Origin of the sequence: Streptomyces echinatus (assembly GCF_014203595.1) — a bacterium.
GTDB lineage: Bacteria > Actinomycetota > Actinomycetes > Streptomycetales > Streptomycetaceae > Streptomyces > Streptomyces echinatus.
The window spans coordinates 312,892-328,058 of the sequence record NZ_JACHJK010000009.1; the positions used below are offsets into that span (position 1 = coordinate 312,892).

At 74.0% G+C, this 15,167-nt stretch carries 11 protein-coding genes; all 11 read right to left on the reverse strand.

All coding sequences use genetic code 11. The features are described 5' to 3' along the window. Window positions 1–4: 4 nt before the first annotated feature. Complete coding sequence (locus FHS34_RS25710) at window positions 5–1,966, reverse strand: DUF5107 domain-containing protein (protein ID WP_184969480.1); 1,962 nt, start codon at window positions 1,964–1,966, stop codon at window positions 5–7. 40 nt (window positions 1,967–2,006) lie between these two features. Next, complete coding sequence (locus FHS34_RS25715) at window positions 2,007–2,906, reverse strand: arginase family protein (RefSeq protein WP_184969482.1); 900 nt, start codon at window positions 2,904–2,906, stop codon at window positions 2,007–2,009. Between the two features lie 24 nt (window positions 2,907–2,930). Then, window positions 2,931–3,482, reverse strand: coding sequence for a GNAT family N-acetyltransferase (locus FHS34_RS25720; protein WP_184969484.1), 552 nt, complete (start codon window positions 3,480–3,482; stop codon window positions 2,931–2,933). Between the two features lie 62 nt (window positions 3,483–3,544). Then, window positions 3,545–4,468 (reverse strand): S66 peptidase family protein, encoded by a 924-nt coding sequence (locus FHS34_RS25725; protein ID WP_184969486.1) that lies wholly within the window; start codon window positions 4,466–4,468, stop codon window positions 3,545–3,547. Further along, entirely contained in the window at window positions 4,465–6,420 is a 1,956-nt protein-coding gene (locus FHS34_RS25730) for a S9 family peptidase (protein WP_184969489.1), read from the reverse strand. Before FHS34_RS25730 ends, FHS34_RS25725 begins: the two co-directional genes overlap by 4 nt. Before the next feature lie 14 nt (window positions 6,421–6,434). Then, window positions 6,435–7,739, reverse strand: coding sequence for a M20/M25/M40 family metallo-hydrolase (locus tag FHS34_RS25735; RefSeq protein ID WP_184969490.1), 1,305 nt, complete (start codon window positions 7,737–7,739; stop codon window positions 6,435–6,437). After that, on the reverse strand, window positions 7,732–8,565 hold the full coding sequence (locus tag FHS34_RS25740) for a M55 family metallopeptidase (protein WP_184969492.1): 834 nt from the start codon (window positions 8,563–8,565) through the stop codon (window positions 7,732–7,734). The genes FHS34_RS25735 and FHS34_RS25740 overlap by 8 nt, the downstream gene beginning before the upstream one ends. Window positions 8,566–8,637: 72 nt before the next feature. Continuing rightward, window positions 8,638–9,357 carry a class I SAM-dependent methyltransferase gene (locus tag FHS34_RS25745; RefSeq protein ID WP_184969494.1) on the reverse strand — a complete coding sequence of 240 codons (720 nt, stop codon included), beginning with the start codon at window positions 9,355–9,357 and terminating at the stop codon, window positions 8,638–8,640. A gap of 79 nt (window positions 9,358–9,436) precedes the next feature. Continuing rightward, window positions 9,437–11,896: an ATP-binding SpoIIE family protein phosphatase gene (locus FHS34_RS25750; protein WP_184969496.1), complete on the reverse strand. Its 2,460-nt coding sequence runs from the start codon at window positions 11,894–11,896 to the stop codon at window positions 9,437–9,439. Between the two features lie 153 nt (window positions 11,897–12,049). Next, complete coding sequence (locus tag FHS34_RS25755; protein ID WP_184969499.1) at window positions 12,050–14,491, reverse strand: MFS transporter; 2,442 nt, start codon at window positions 14,489–14,491, stop codon at window positions 12,050–12,052. Between the two features lie 162 nt (window positions 14,492–14,653). Next, window positions 14,654–15,097 (reverse strand): SRPBCC family protein, encoded by a 444-nt coding sequence (locus FHS34_RS25760; protein ID WP_184969501.1) that lies wholly within the window; start codon window positions 15,095–15,097, stop codon window positions 14,654–14,656. Window positions 15,098–15,167: the final 70 nt, after the last annotated feature.

The following is a 15,167-nucleotide window of genomic DNA, read 5'->3' on the forward strand; positions in this document are numbered from 1 at the left end:
CCGCTCAGCCGGTGTCCGGCCGCATCCGGAAGTCGTAGCGGGCGGGCAGCGGCTCGTCGGTGAGGCGGTTCCACAGCCGGCCCACGTCTTCGGCGCCCTCCCGCAGGTCGGCGACCTCGAAGCCGGCGTCGAAGACGGCCCGCGCCTCGGCGCGCCGGCCCTCGGCGAGCAGCAGCTCGGCGAGGAGCAGCCGGAAGCGGCCCCGCAGGCGGACGGCGGCGGGCAGCCGCTCCCACACCGAGCGCGCCTGAGCGGTCCGCCGGACCCGGAGCAGCGCTTCGAGGGTCTCCCGGCCGAGCGCGGCCACGGCGGCCGTCCGGGTGCCGTCGTCGTCGTGCCCGTCCCGGCACAGATCGCGGAAGGCGTCCGCGTACCGCTCGGCGGCCCGCTCATGGTGGCCGGCCTCCTGGTCCGCGACGGCCAGGCAGCGCAGCGGCGGCCAGGGCTCGGGCGCCCGGCGCAGCGCGCGTTCCCAGCTGCGGACGGCCTGGGCGCGGTCGCCCGCGTGCCACTGGGCGACGCCGAGGTGGTACTCGGTGTGCGCCGTGGCGGGGGCGGTCTCCAGCAGGTCCCGCCAGGGCGGGGAGACCGGCGTCGGGCCGGGCGGCCGGCCCGGCCGCGGTTCCGGCAGGACCCCGGTGCGCAGCAGTTGCCGCCAGGGCTCCTGCGCGGCGCCGAGGGTGGACTCGGGGAACGGCGTACCGGGCAGTTCGAGACCCGTGCGCAGCACTTCGAGGGCTCCCCAGCCGGAGCCGGCGGCGAGCGCCGTCCCGGGCTCGGTGTCGGCGTACGGCTTCCAGGCCGCGTAGGCCTCGTCCACGCGGGCGCGGGGCAGGGCGGCCGCCAGCCGCTGCTCCGCCGCCCCGACGACGTCCGTCCACTCGCCGGTGGAGGGCGTGTCCAGCGGACCGTACGCCTCCAGCCAGGACACCTCGCTCTGGGCCGGCAGCGGGACGTGTTCGAGCTGGGTGCGGGCGAGCCCGGCCTGGATCTCGCAGTAGCCGCCGGTACCGGGTGCGGTCAGCCACTGCTGCCAGCGCCGGCCGCCGGGGCCGCTGCCCCACACGAAGAGCTTGCGGCCGCGCAGCACGTCGGTGGAGGTCTGGACCAGCCCGTGCCCGTCGGCGTCCAGCGCGGCGATCCAGCGGCGGCGGCCGTCGGGCACCTCGTAGAAGTAGTCGGCGGCGTAACGGCTGTTGAGCGGGTAGGTGCGGTCGATGCCGTCGTACGACGGGACGGGCACCCGGCTCAGCCGGCGTTCATAGCCGAAGTGCCAGGCCTCCTCGGCCGGGACCAGGACGCGGCGGTCCTCGGGCACGGCGATGTTGGACCACCAGTAGACGGGCGCGGGCCGCTCGTGCGGGTTGCGGATCCGTACCCCGGCGTAGAGGAAGCCGGAGCCCTCCGGCAGCCACAGGTCGACCTGGAAGGGCAGGTCGCGCAGCCTCTCCCACTCCCACAGCCGCAGCATCTCTCCCCCGTCCGGGGCGGGGACGCGCGCGGCGTGCAGGGGCTCGCAGGAGAGGGTGGTGTGGCCGGTGGCGCCGATGTTCCATTCGATGCCACCGGAGTACCAGGCGCCGTTGAGGGCGAAGTCGGCCGGCTGGAACACCGGGTTTCGGTAGAGGAGTTCGCGTCCCGTGGGCAGGTGGACCAGGGAGACGATCCGGCCGCCCAGACCCGGCAGGACGGTGGCGCGCAGCCGGTCGTTCTCGATCACCAGCGCGTCGAGGGCGCGGGGCGCGCGGGTTCTGCCGTACCCGTCCCGGACGCGTGCCGGCAGCAGGCTGCGCAGCGGCTCGTGGCCGAGTTGCCGGGCCATGTCCGCGGGCAGGTCCGTCCGTTCCCGGCCGTCGATGCGATGGACCTCGTCGAGCGGGCGCAGTGCGGGCAGCGGGTTGTCGGGTCCCAGCTCCGCGGCCGGGAGCGTCAGCACCTCACGTCGGATCCTAGTCACGATGACCATGGAACCCGGCGACGCGGGACTCGGCCAGGGGAGCTGCCGGTCAGGATTGCGCAAAGGCGTCCACGACCAGGCCGGCCAGGAGCGCGCCCGCCGTGCCGTCGGGGTCGAGGTCGGGGTCGTAGATGGTGACGTTGAAGCCGACGCAGCGCGGTGAGGCCAGCAACGGGCGCAGCAGGGGCACGAGTTCACCGGGCAGCAGGCCGCCCGGGTCGGGGCTGTCGACGGCCGGCATCACGGAGGGGTCGAGGACGTCGGCGTCCAGGTGGACCCAGAAGCCGTCGAGGTGCGGCGCCGAGAGGGTCTCCAGGGTGGCCCGGGCGACGGCGCCGGCGCCCCGCTCGCGGAGGTCGCCCACGGTGGTGACGGGCATCTTCAGCGCGGCGAGTTCGGCCAGGTCCTCCGTGAACTCGTCGCGTATCCCGAGGAACCGCACATCCTCGTCCCTGAGGTAGGGCCTGAGCCCCTCCAGGTTCGTCAGGTCCTCCTGGCCCCGCCCGGTGGCGAGGGCGACCTCCTCGCCGCCCGCCGCGCCGATCCGGTCGGAGTTGCCCGGGTGCCGGAAGTCGTGCGAGGCGTCGACGGCGGCCAGCCCGTACCGGCCGAGGCGGCGCAGCGCGAGCGAGGCGCCGAGCTGGATGGAGCAGTCCCCGCCGAGGACCACGGGGAAGTCCCCGGCCCGCACATGGCCCTCGATGCGGTCGGCGAGCCTGACGGTGTACGCGGCGAGGGCGGCGGCGTTGAAGACTCCGTCACCCTCCCGCCAGTCACCGCGGTCGTAGCGCGGCGGCACGACCACCCCGCCCTCCCGTGCGCCGAGCCGCCGCAGGATCCCCTGCTCCCGCAGGGCTCCGGCGAGCTTGTAGCAGCCCGGCACGGTGCCGGGGGCGGGTGGGCGCAGGCCCAGGTTGGAGGGGGCGTCGAGGACGACGAGTTCGCGCACGCGGTTCTCCCGGGAGGGTGAGGATCAGTGGCCGGACCGCATCTCGGCGGTCAGTGCCCAGCGTTCGTGGTCGCGCCAGGCACCGTCAACGAAGATCATTTTCGGGGAGAAGCCCTCCCGGCGGAAGCCGGCCCCGCGGGCGAGGGCGACGGAGGCGGCGTTGCCGGGCTGGGCGTTGATCTCCAGCCGGTGCAGGCCGAGCGGCCCGAAGGCGTACCCGATCACCAGCTCCAGGCCTTCGCGCATCAGGCCCCGTCCGGCCGCGTGCGCGAAGGCGCCGTAGCCGAGGGCGCCGCTCTGGAAGCCGCCCCGCACGATGTTGTTGATGTTGATGAAGCCGGCGATGGCCCCGCCGTCCTTCTCGCACACCAGGAAACCGGCCCGGGCCGGATCCTCGATCAGCGAGCCGGCGTAGTCGGCGTACGCCTTGTCGCTGTCGGGCGGGAAGAGCCACGGCCGGTGCAGGTCCCGGCTCTCCCCGGCTCGCGCGGTAAACTCGGGGCCGTCTTCGAGGGTGAAGGGGCGGATGGCGACGCGGGGGCCGGTGGCGAGCCGGCCGGACGGAGGGTGCGGCATCCGGCCAGCCTACGGCGTGCCCGCCCGCGGCGCCGCCGGATGAGCCGCCGCGGGGTGGAACGTCAGCGCAGGGCCGGCTCGTCCAGCGTCAGTGTGCCCGCGTCCGTGTCGAGTTCGGCGGCCAGTCCGAACGGGATCGTCAGGGCCCCTTCGCAGTGCCCGAACCCGACGTTCTCCGCGACCGGCACCCCGAGTCCGCCGAGCCGGTCGGCCAGCAGGGGCCGCAGTCCGGCGTAGTCCGCGCAGTCCTCCCAGGAGCCGAGGAGCACCCCGCTCACCCCGTCGAGCCAGCCGGAGCGCAGGAGTTGGGTGAGGTACCGGTCCAGCCGGTACGTCTCCTCGCCCACGTCCTCCAGACAGAGCAGTCCGCCGCGCGCCGAGGGCCGGGCGTGCGGGGTGCCGCGTTCCGCGGCGAGCAGGCACAGACAGCCGCCGAGGGTGACGCCCCGGGCCCGGCCGGGCACCAGGGCCGTGCCGCCGGTGGCGACGGTGCGCACGGTCTCGGGGGCGAAGAGCGTGGCCCGCAGGTGCTCCTGGGCCCGGGTGTTCTTGACGAAGTCGATGCCGGCCGCCATCGGCCCGTGCAGGGTGGCGAGTCCGAGGCGGGTGGCGAAGGCCTCGTGCAGGGCGGTGATGTCGCTGAAGCCGACGAAGACCTTGGGCCCGGCCGCGCGCAGCGCGTCCCAGTCGAGCAGGTCGGCCATGCGCTGCACGCCGTAGCCGCCGCGGGCGCAGAGCACCGCGTCCACGGCGGGGTCGCACCAGGCGCGCTGGAAGTCGGCGGCCCGGTCGGCGTCCGTGCCGGCCAGGTAGCCGAAGTCGGGGTGCCGGTTCAGGACATGGGCCCCCACCACCGGGTCGAGGTCCCAGCCGCGCAGCACGTCGAGTCCCGCCTGCAGCCGCTCCTCGGGCACCGGCCCGCTGGGGGCGACGACGGCCACCCGGGCGCCGGGCGCCAGCCGGTGCGGCCGTACGAGTTCCTTCACGGGGTCAGTTCCACCTTCGGGGTGCGCGGTGTCGGCTCCAGTCCGAACACCTGGGTGTACAGCGACAGTTCGGCCTCCAGGGCGCGCACCATGGTCTCGGCGCGCCGGAACCCGTGGCCCTCGCCCTCGAACGTGAGGTAGGCGTGTGGCACGCCCCGGCCCGCGATCCGGGCGAGGAAGCGTTCGCACTGGGCGGGCGGGCAGATGACGTCGTCCAGGCCCTGGAGCAGCAGGAAGGGCACGGTGAGCCGGTCGGCGTGCGCGGTCGGGGAGCGCTCGGCGTACCGGGCCGGCACCTCGGCGAGCGGGCCGATCAGCGACTCCAGGTAGCGGGACTCGAAGTCGTGGGTCTCCCCCGGGCCCCAGCTGGCGAGGTCGAGCACCGGGTAGACGATGGTGCCGCAGGCGTAGACGTCGGTCGTGGTCAGGGAGGCGGCGGTGGTCCAGCCGCCCGCGCTGCCGCCGCGGATGGCCAGCCGGTCGGGGTCGGCGGTGCCCTCGTCGGCGAGGGCACGGGCGACGGCCGCGCAGTCCTCGACGTCGACCACGCCCCACTGCTCGCGCAGCCGCTCGCGGTAGGCCCGGCCGTATCCGGTGGAGCCGCCGTAGTTCACCTCGGCGACCCCGATGCCCCGCGAGGTGAAGTAGGCGATGGCCAGGTCCAGTACGAGCGGCACCCGGCTGGTGGGGCCGCCGTGCGCCCAGATCACGTACGGCGGCAGCTCGCCGTCGGGCGCGGCGCGTCCGGGGTGGTGCGGCGGATAGACGTGGGCGTGCACCTCGCGGCCGTCCGGGCCGCAGAAGGTGCGCATCTGCGGCTCCGGGTAGTAGGCGGGGTCGACGGGGTCCTGGTGGCGGGCGCCGATCACCCGGGCCCGGCCCGTCGCGGTGTCCAGTTCGACCACTTCGTACGCGGTGCGGGGGCTGGCGCCGACGGCGACGACGCGTGCGCCGTGCGCCGCGAGGGTGGCGCCGCATTCCGTCCACGGGCCGGCGGCGTCGACGATCTCGCCGGACTCCGGGTCGAGTATGCCGAGCACGGCCGGCCCCCGGCCGTGCACGACCGCGAGCAGTCCGTTGTCCAGCGGCGCGAACCAGCGCAGGCCCAGCTTCCACAGGGGCCCGCCGAACTCCTCCTCGCGCGGGCACAGCGGGGTGCCGTCGCGGTAGAGGTTCCACCAGCCGCTGCGGTCGCTCGCGTACAGCAGGCTGCCGTCCGCCGCCCACTCGGCCTGGGCGACGGCCTCGTCCGGTCCGCCGGCGACCGTCCGGACGCCCGTCGGCCGGCCGTCGTCGCCGATGTCGGCGACCAGCAGCTCGGTCCCGTCCCAGGGCATCCGCGGATGGTCCCAGCCCAGCCAGGCGGCCCGGCGGCCGTCGGGCGACAGCCGGGCGCCGGTGACGAACCGGTGCCGGGGCGCGACGAGTTCCCGTACGGCGTCCCGGTCGTCGGCGGCCGAACCGTCCAGCGGCACGGCGGCCAGGAGCCTGCGCACGTCGTCGGGGCCGTCCCCGGTGAACTCCTCCAGCACGCACCACACCTCACCGCGGGCGAGGTCCACCCGGGGCTCCGCCCAGCGCAGCCCGCCGCCCGCCGGTGACACCGGGGTGAGCGGCCGGGGTTCGCCGCCGGGTTCGTACCGGTAGAGCCGCTGGTCGGCGTAGTTCGCGAAGACGATGAGGGGCCGGCCGTCGTGGAGCACCCCGGTCCAGGGCCGGCCGCCGTACTCGATGACCCTGCTGCGCACGTTCCAGGGCGCGGGCAGCACCGACTCCTCGGCGCCGTCGGACCGCCGCCGCACCAGGGCCTGCCGGCCGCCCTCGGCCGGCCGGGGCTCGGTCCACCAGATCTCGTCGCCGACGAAGCCCACCCAGTCCGGGCGGCCGTCGTGCGCGGCGGCGAGCGCGGCGTCGATGGGCGACGGCCACGATCCGTACGGCGCTCTCAGCATCTCTCCCCCACTGTCTAGGCCGTGCGCAGGAAGCGGTCCAGGACGCGGACCCCGAAGTGCAGCGCCTCCACGGGCACCCGCTCGTCCACCCCGTGGAACAGCGCCTGGTAGTCGAGGTCCGCGGGCAGCTTCAACGGTGAGAAACCGTAGCCGGTGATGCCGAGCCGGGAGAACTGCTTGGCGTCCGTGCCGCCCGACATGCAGTACGGCACCACATGCCCGCCGGGCGCGAACTCCTCCACCGCCGCCCGCATCCTGCCGAACAGCGGGGCGTCCACCGGCGCCTCCAGGGCCACTTCCTTGTGCGCGTACTCCCAGTGCACGTCCGGCCCGGTCAGCTTGTCCAGCGTGGCGGCGAACTCCTCCTCGGTGCCCGCCAGGAAGCGCCCGTCCACATACGCGACCGCCTCGCCGGGTACCACGTTGACCTTGTAACCGGCTTCCAGCATGGTCGGGTTGGCGCTGTTGCGGACGGTCGCCTCGACCAGCCGGGCGGCCGGGCCCAGCTTCTCCAGCAGGGTGTCCACGTCGGCGGAGCCGGGCTCGATGCCGTACAGGACGGCGAGGGCGTCGAGAGCGGCCCGGACGGTCGGGGTGAGCCGGAGCGGCCACGCGTGCTCGCCGATGCGGGTGACGGCGGCGGCGAGACGGGTCACCGCGTTCTCCAGGTTCACCTTGGAGCCGTGCCCGGCCCGGCCGCGCGCGGTGAGCTTCAGCCAGGCGGTGCCCCGCTCCCCGGCCGCGATCGGGTAGATCTCGCGGCCGGAGCCGTCGTGGAAGGTGAAGGCGCCGGACTCGCCGATGGCCTCGGTGCAGCCCTCGAAGAGTTCGGGGTGCCGGTCGGCGAGGAATCCGGAGCCGTCCTCGGCGCTGGCCTCCTCGTCCGCGGTGAACGCGATGACGAGGTCGCGGCGGGGCGCCACGCCCTGCCGGGCCCAGGACCTGACGACCGCGAGGATCATCGCGTCCATGTTCTTCATGTCGACGGCGCCGCGGCCCCACACCACGCCGTCCCGGACCTCGCCGGAGAACGGGTGCACACGCCAGTCGGCGGCCTCGGCCGGCACCACGTCGAGGTGGCCGTGGACCAGCAGGGCGTCGGCGGACGGGTCGGTGCCCGCGATCCGGGCCACCACGTTGGTGCGGCCCTGGGTCCGCTCCAGCAGCAGGGGCTCCAGGCCCGCCCGGGCCAGGCGTTCAGCCGCGTACTCGGCGGCGGGCCGCTCCCGGCAGTCGCCACCGCCCCGGTTGGCGGTGTCGATGCGGATCAGGCCGGAGGTGAACTCCACCACCTCGTCCAGGGCCAGCTGGTCAGCCATACTGCTCCTCCACGGCGGCAGAGACGATCGTGGTGACCGCCTTGAACGTCCTGATCCCCTCGTACATCGTGGCGCTCGTGTACGCCACCTTCCGCTCACCGATCCGCGCCACCCCGGGGACGACGGTGGCGGACAGGGCCAGGTGTTCGGCGTCGAACTCGACGGCGACCGTGAACGGACCGGCCGCCACCGGTTCGTGACGGACCGCCAGCGCCGCGGCCTGCTTGGCCGCCGCACGGATGTCGGCCGCGGTACGGCCCGGGGTCCGGCACACCGCCGCGTACCGCGACACATGGTCCTTGACGGCGACCTTCGGTGCCTCGGGGGCGTAGCCGAGGGCGTCCTCGCAGGCCAGGTCGTCACCGGTGAAGAGGACGACGGGGACGCCGTACTCGGCGACGACGTGCGCGTTGAGCAGACCCTCACTGGCGCGGACGTCGTTCAGCCAGACCCCCGTGATCTGGTTGGCGAGATAGGTGTGGGCGAGGACGCCCTCCATGCCGGCGCCGGTGTGGTAGCCGACGAACGCGATCCCGTCGACGTCGCCGTGCTGGACGCCCTCGACCATGGACAGCGTCTTGTGCCGGCCGGTGATCATCTCCACGCGCTCGTCGAGCCGCTCCAGGAGCAGGTTGCGCATGGACCAGTGGGCCTCGTTGACCAGTACGCGCTCCGCCCCGCCGTCGAAGAAGCCCTCGGCGGCGGCGTTCACGTCCGAGGTGAACAGGGACCGGCAGCGCTCCCACTGCGGCGTCCCCGGCAGTACGTCGCCGGGCCACGTGACGCCCGTGGCACCCTCCATGTCGGCACTGATGAGGATCTTCATGCTGCGTCACGTTACGCGCCGAGTGGCGGACAGGCCACGACCCCGGCGGCGCCCGTTCCGGCGGCGGACGGGTCAGGCCCCCGCGAGGACGAACCAGTGGGCCGGCAGGTCGATACGGGTGCCGTCCCCGAGGTGCTCGGTCTGCGGCAGGACCGTCTCGCCGTCGGCCAGGACGGTGAGGCCGGCCTCGCCGAGCAGGCGCGGGATCTCCTCGTCGGAGGCGTCGGCGGGCTTCAGCCCGTGGTGGAAGACGCGCTGGAGCTTGGGCCCCGGGCCGCCCGGCTCGGACGCGGCGCGCCGCAGGACGTCCCGGGCGCCGGAGGTCAGCTCGACCACGAAGGCCCGGCCGTGGGTGCCGATGATCCGGGCGACGGCGGCGGCCACCGCGGGGCGCGCCTCGGGTTCGCTCTGGTGGATGACGGCCCGCATGTAGACGTGGGCGTCGCCGAGCCGCTCGTGCAGGGCGTGCACGGCGTCGGTGTCGGTGAGGTCGAGCTGCTGGAACTCGACCGGGTCGCCGTTCGCGGCCCGGCGGGCGTGCTCGACGGCCGCGTGCGAGAGGTCGACGCCGACGGCGCGGGCGAACCGGGTGGCCAGGTAACGGGTCTGGGTGCCGTTGCCGCAGCCGAGGTCGACGATCGCGCGGTCCGCGTCCGCGTAGGGCAACAGCAGTTCGCTGTGCGGTACGGCGCTCAGGGCGGGGTCGGCGTCCCATATCGCCTCGCCCCGGCCGTCCGCGGTCTCCCGCCAGTAACTCTCCCAATTGCTGCGGTACTTGTCGGACACGTTCATGCGATCTCCCCACGGTCTTCGGTTCCGTGATCGGAATACCGTGGGGACCCGCGGTGGGGCAAGGGCCGGGTGGCCACCTTCACGAGATATGGAAGCTCTGTTCGAACCAGACGGTCTTGCGGTGGCCGCTGGCGCTGGCGCCCCACTCCCGGGCCAGCCGGCTGACCACGCGCAGGCCACGGCCCGATTCGTCGCCGGGACCGGCGGCGATCATGGCGGGCAGGGCGGGCTCGTCATCGGTGACCTCGAACAGCAGGGCGTCGGTGCGGACGACCCGCAGGCCGATCCGGTCGCCCTCGGAGTGCCGGACGGCGTTGGTGACGACCTCGCTGACCAGCAGTTCGGCCGTCTCGACCGCGTGCGGCAGGCCCCAGTCCAGAAGCCGTTCGCGGACCAGCCGGCGGGCCCGGCCCACCTCGCGCGGGTCGGCGTCCAGCCGCCAGTCGGCGACGTGGTCGTCGGGGATGCCGTTGAGACGGGCCATGAGCAGGGCGACGTCGTCCTTGCGTCCGCCGTGGGTGTTCAGCGCGCGGATGATGGTGTCGCAGGCGTCGTCCATCGAGGCCGCGGGGTGTGCGGCGGACTCGCAGAGCGCGGCGAGGCCCTCGCCGATGTCGCTGCCGCGCACCTCGACCAGGCCGTCGGTGCACAGCACCAGCCGGTCGCCGGGAGCGACCCTGACCCGGACGGCCTCGAAGGGGACGCCGCCGACGCCGATCGGGGCCCCGGTGGGCAGGTCGAGAAGTTCGCTGCCGCCGTCCTCGGCGCGCACCAGCACGGGCGGGATGTGGCCGGCGTTGGCGAGGGTGAGTTCCCCGCGGATCGGGTCGTAGACCGCGTACAGGCAGGTGGCGAGGTAGTTGTCGCCGAGCCTGCGGGCCAGGTCGTCCAGGTTGCGCAGAAGCTGGGCGGGCGGGGTCTCCATGGCCGCCATGGTCTGCACGGCGGTGCGCAACTGGCCCATCATCGCGGCCGAGTTGAGGCCGTGTCCCATGACGTCGCCGACCACGAGGGCGGTGCGGGAGCCGGGGAGCTTGATGGTGTCGAACCAGTCGCCGCCGATCCGGCCGAGCCGGGTGCCGGGCAGATAGCGGGTGGCGATGTCGCAGCCGGCCATCCGCGGGGTGACCTGCGGCAGCATGCTGTCCTGGAGGGTGTCGGCGACGTTCTCCTGGTAGGTGTACATGCGGGCGTTGTCGAGCACGAGGCCCGCGCGGGCGGCGAGTTCGGCGCCGGTGGTGCGGTCCATGTCGTCGAACTGCTCGCGGTCGGGTCGGCGCATCAGCACCATGAAGCCGAGGACGACGTTGCGTGCCTTGAGCGGGACGATCAGCAGGGACCGGCCGCCGATCAGCGGGCGCAGGTCGCGCTTCTCGAACTCGCCGGAGATGCGCTCGCTCAGCTCCTCGGTGACCTTCGGGACGACGACCGGTTCACCGGTGACCATGCACTGGTAGAACGGGGTGTGCTCGGGGAAGGCGAAGGACTCGCCGACCGGCACGGTGTCGTCCCAGCGGCCGGGTTCGTCGTTGTGCTCGACCCATACGCGGAACATCACGGTGTGCGCGTCCGGCGGCCCGTCCGGGAACCCCTCGCCCGCCAGCACCGCGGCGCGCAGGTGGGTGCCCGCGAAGTCCGCGAACCGGGGCACGGCCGCGCGGGTGACCTCGCGGATGGTCTCCCCGAGGTCCAGGGAGGAGCCGATGCCGGAGCTGACCTCGTTGAGGAACTCCAGGCGCTCGCGGACGGCGGCGTACTCCAGGTCCTGTTCGGCGCCGGCCGGGACCAGGACGGTGGCCGACCGCTGCTGCGGGACGACGGCCTCGGCGCGGGCCCGGCCCGGGCGGCGCGGCACGCCCCAGTACGGGGTGACGGGCACTCGGTCGAACTGGCTGAACTCCAGCACCGGATAGCCGAGTTCCAGGACCTGCGCGACGATGCGGGCGCTGAGCCCCGGGCCCATGTTGGGCAGGATGTCGGGCAGGCGCCGTTCGAGTTCCTCGGAGGCGGGCAGTTCGGTGTGGCGGGCGAAGCCGGGCGAGATGCGCTCGGCGGTCTCGTCGTCGTAGCCCCGTTCGTCGCGCAGCCGGGTGGCGTCGGCGGCGAGCACGAGCAGCCGGGAGGGGTCCGGGCCGACCAGCGGGTAGGCCCACCACAGCACGTCGAGCCGCTCGGCGCCGGGCTGCTGCCCGGGCGGGTGGAGTCGGGCGCGGCCGGCCGTGGCGTAGCCGGTGTGCCCGCCGAGCGACGACTCCAGGTCGGGGCCGGGCCCGTCGTACGAGACGTACGCGTCGAGCGCGGCCCGGCCCTGCGGGTCGTGCGGGTCGTCGGGCAGGGTGCCGGAGACCGGCAGCAGGTCCGCCGCGGGACGGCCGACGGCGTCCTCCCTGTCCACGTCGAACAGGCGCCGCGCGCCGCTGCTCCAGTGGGACACCAGACCGGCGCGGTCGACGACGACTACGGCCAGCGGAATCCGGCCCGCGGCGGTTTCGCCGATGCCGCGCCCGGGAGGTGTGTCCCGCTCGCTGCCACGGTCCATGGCCCCGGCCCTTTCTCCCCACGGCTGTCCGCAAACGATCTGTGCCGCCCGTCACTACGGTACGGCGGCGGCCGGTCGCGATGTGTGGCAATCCCCGAATTGGTGTCACCGGATGCCACCGGCGCGCCGCCCGGCGCGCGGCGTGCGCTCCGGTCAGTCCTCGTGCCCCAGCTGGAGGTCCCGCTCGGTGCGGCCACCGCCCGCGACCTGCAGCACCGTGGCGACCGGCGGGTAACCCGCGGCGATGACGGTGTACTCGCCGGAGGAGAGGTCGACGAACCGGAACGTTCCGTCGGCGCCGGTGGTGAGGGTGTCGACGACGTTGCCCGCGGCGTCGAGCAGGGTCACCCGGGCGTCCTCCACGGCGCGTCCGCCGCTGGCCCGGACGGTCCCCTTGAGCACGGCCCCGCCCGCGAGTTCGATGTCCTGCCGGGTCTCCCGGGAGGCCTGCACGGTGACCGGAAGCGCGGCGGGCCGGAACGCGGGGGCACTGGCGGCGAGGGTGTACTCGCCGGCGACCAGTTCCGTGATCACGTACCCGCCCTCGCGGCCGCTGCGGGTGGTGGCGACGACCTCGCCGTGCACGTTGGTGAGGGTGACGGTGGCGTCCCGGACGGGGCTGCCGTCGGCGGTGAACACGCCTCCGGCGAGGCGGCCGGCGCCGCCGAGGACGACGTCGAGTTCGACGGGGCGTTCACCGACGGTGACGGAGACCGCCTGCGGCTGGTGTCCGCCGGCGGCGGCGATCAGCACGTACGCCCCGGAGCCGGGCGTGCTGAGCGCGTACCGCCCGTCCTCGCCGCTGGCGCCGCGGCCGATCTGCTGTCCGGCGACGTCGATGAGGGTGAGCGCCGCGCGGGGCACCACGGTGCCGTCGGGGTGCTGCACGGTGCCGCAGACGGGGATTCCGGCGGCGTACGAGCGGGGCGGTGCGCAGGTGCCCCCGGCGGAGGGCTGGAGGCGGGCCCCTGGGATGGCGACGTTCACCGGCGTGGTCTCCTGGTCGGTGGCGGGGGCGTTGTGGGACACCAGTGGTTTCTCCTTGAGGAAGAAGGCGATGACCAGGCCGAGGACGAGCACCGGGACGAGGTAGAGGAAGATCCGGGGCATCGCGTCGGCGTAGGCGCGGATGTAGGCGTCGCGCAGCGCCGGAGGCAGCGCGTGGACGAGCTGCGGGGTGATCGAGTCGGGGTCGGGCAGTCCGGCGGCCGCCCGCGGGGGCAGCTCCTCGCGCAGGGAGCCGGCGAGCCGGTCGGCGAAGAGGGTGCCGAAGACCGCGGCGCCGACGCTGCCGCCGATCTGCCGGAAGTAGTTGTTGGCGCTGGTGGCGCTGCCGAGGTCGGCGGGGCGCACGGAGTTCTGCACGGCAAGGACGAGGACCGGCATCACCAGGCCGATGCCGGCACCGAGGACGGCCATCCAGATGCTGTAGTGCAGCCGGGGCGTGTCCGTCTGGAGCCGGGACAGCAGCCACATGCCGACGGCGGAGACGGCCCCGCCGAGCACGGGGAAGACCTTGTAGCGGCCGGTGTGGCTGATGAGCTGGCCGCCGATGACCGAGGCGCCGACGATCCCGGCCATCATGGGCAGCATCAGCAGCCCGGACTCGGTGGCGCTGGCCCCGTCGACCATCTGCAGGAAGGTCGGCAGATAGCTGGCGGCGCCGAACAGGGCGACGCCGATCACCAGGCCGACCAGTCCGCTGACGTTGAAGACGGAGTCGCGGAACAGCCGGAGCGGGATGAGGGGTTCGGCGGCGAAGCGCTCGGCGACCAGGAAGAGCACGGTGGCGGCGAGGGCGCCCGCGCCGAGGCCGAGGATCGGCCGGGAGTCCCACGCGTATTCGGTGCCGCCCCAGCTGGTGAGCAGGACCAGGCAGGTGGAGGCGGCGGCGAGCAGCAGCGCGCCGAGGACGTCGAGCCGGGCGCGGGTACGCGGCCTGGGCAGTTTCAGCACGACCGTGACGACAGCCAGGGTGAGCAGGCCGAAGGGGACGTTGATGTAGAAGCACCAGCGCCAGGAGAGGTGGTCGGTGAAGTAGCCGCCGAGCAGCGGGCCGGCGACGGAGGCGAGGCCGAAGGCGGCGCCGATGAGGCCCATGTACCGGCCGCGCTCCCGGGGCGGCACGATGTCGGCGATGATCGCCTGCACGCCGATCATGAGCCCGCCCGCGCCGACGCCCTGCACCGCGCGGTAGGCGATCAGCTGGTCCATGGTCCCGGCCCGGCCGGCCAGCGCGGAGCCGACGACGAAGACCGCGATGGCGAACTGGAAGACGCCCTTGCGGCCGACCAGATCGCCGAGTTTGCCGTACAGGGGCAGGCCGATGGTGGAGGTGAGCAGATAGGCGGTGATCGCCCAGGACATCCTGTCGAGGCCGTGCAGTTCGCCGACGACCTTCGGCAGGGCGGTGGCGACGATCATCTGGTCCAGGGCGGCCAGCAACAGCGCCAGCATCAGCCCGAAGAACACCAACCGGACCCGGCGGCCGCCGAGTTCGGCGGCCGGCGCGGGGGGCGGCGGCGCGGTGGCCGTCTCCTCGCCCACCGCCGGTGCCACGACCGGCTCGTGTTCCACCAGAGTCGTCCCGCCCACGGACCGCTCCCCTCGTCACACCTGATCACATTTCCCGCGTAAGGCGACAACTGCGAACAACTGCGGCGAGTTACGGCACCATCCGCTCCGGGGCGGAGATCCACTCGAACCGGTGAAGGGGTCAACCAGCCGTCAACGCCCTTCCACCGGCGGCCCCTTGGGCTACTTCTCGACCTCGGCGGCGAGGTTGGCGAGCAGGGCGTCGTAGATCCGGCCGAGCCCCTTGGGCGCGAAGGTCCGCTCGAAGAAGCCGCCGATGCCGCCGGCGCCCGTCCAGGTGGTGGTGACGACCACGCGGGAGCTGCCCTCGCCGGCGGGGGTGACGCGCCAGGTGGTGACCATGGAGGAGTTGCGGTCCTTCTCGACCAGCTCGCCGTCGGTGGGCTCGGCGACCTCCAGGAGGCAGTCGCGCACCCGCTTGCTGGTGGCCTGGAGCTTCCAGTGGACGACGGTGCCCTCGCCGTCGCCGCCCTCGCGCACCTCGTACTCGCTGAAGTGCTCGGGCAGCAGCCTCTGCCGCGTGCCGCGGTAGTCGGCGAGGGCGTCGAACACCTTCTCCGCGTCCGCCGCGACGACCCGCTCCGTAGTGGCCTCGACCTGCGCCATTGCGTTCCTCCAGGACCTGATTGCTCGGGGTTGGGGCAAGCCAACCACCCCGGCGCCCGGCCGCCCAAAT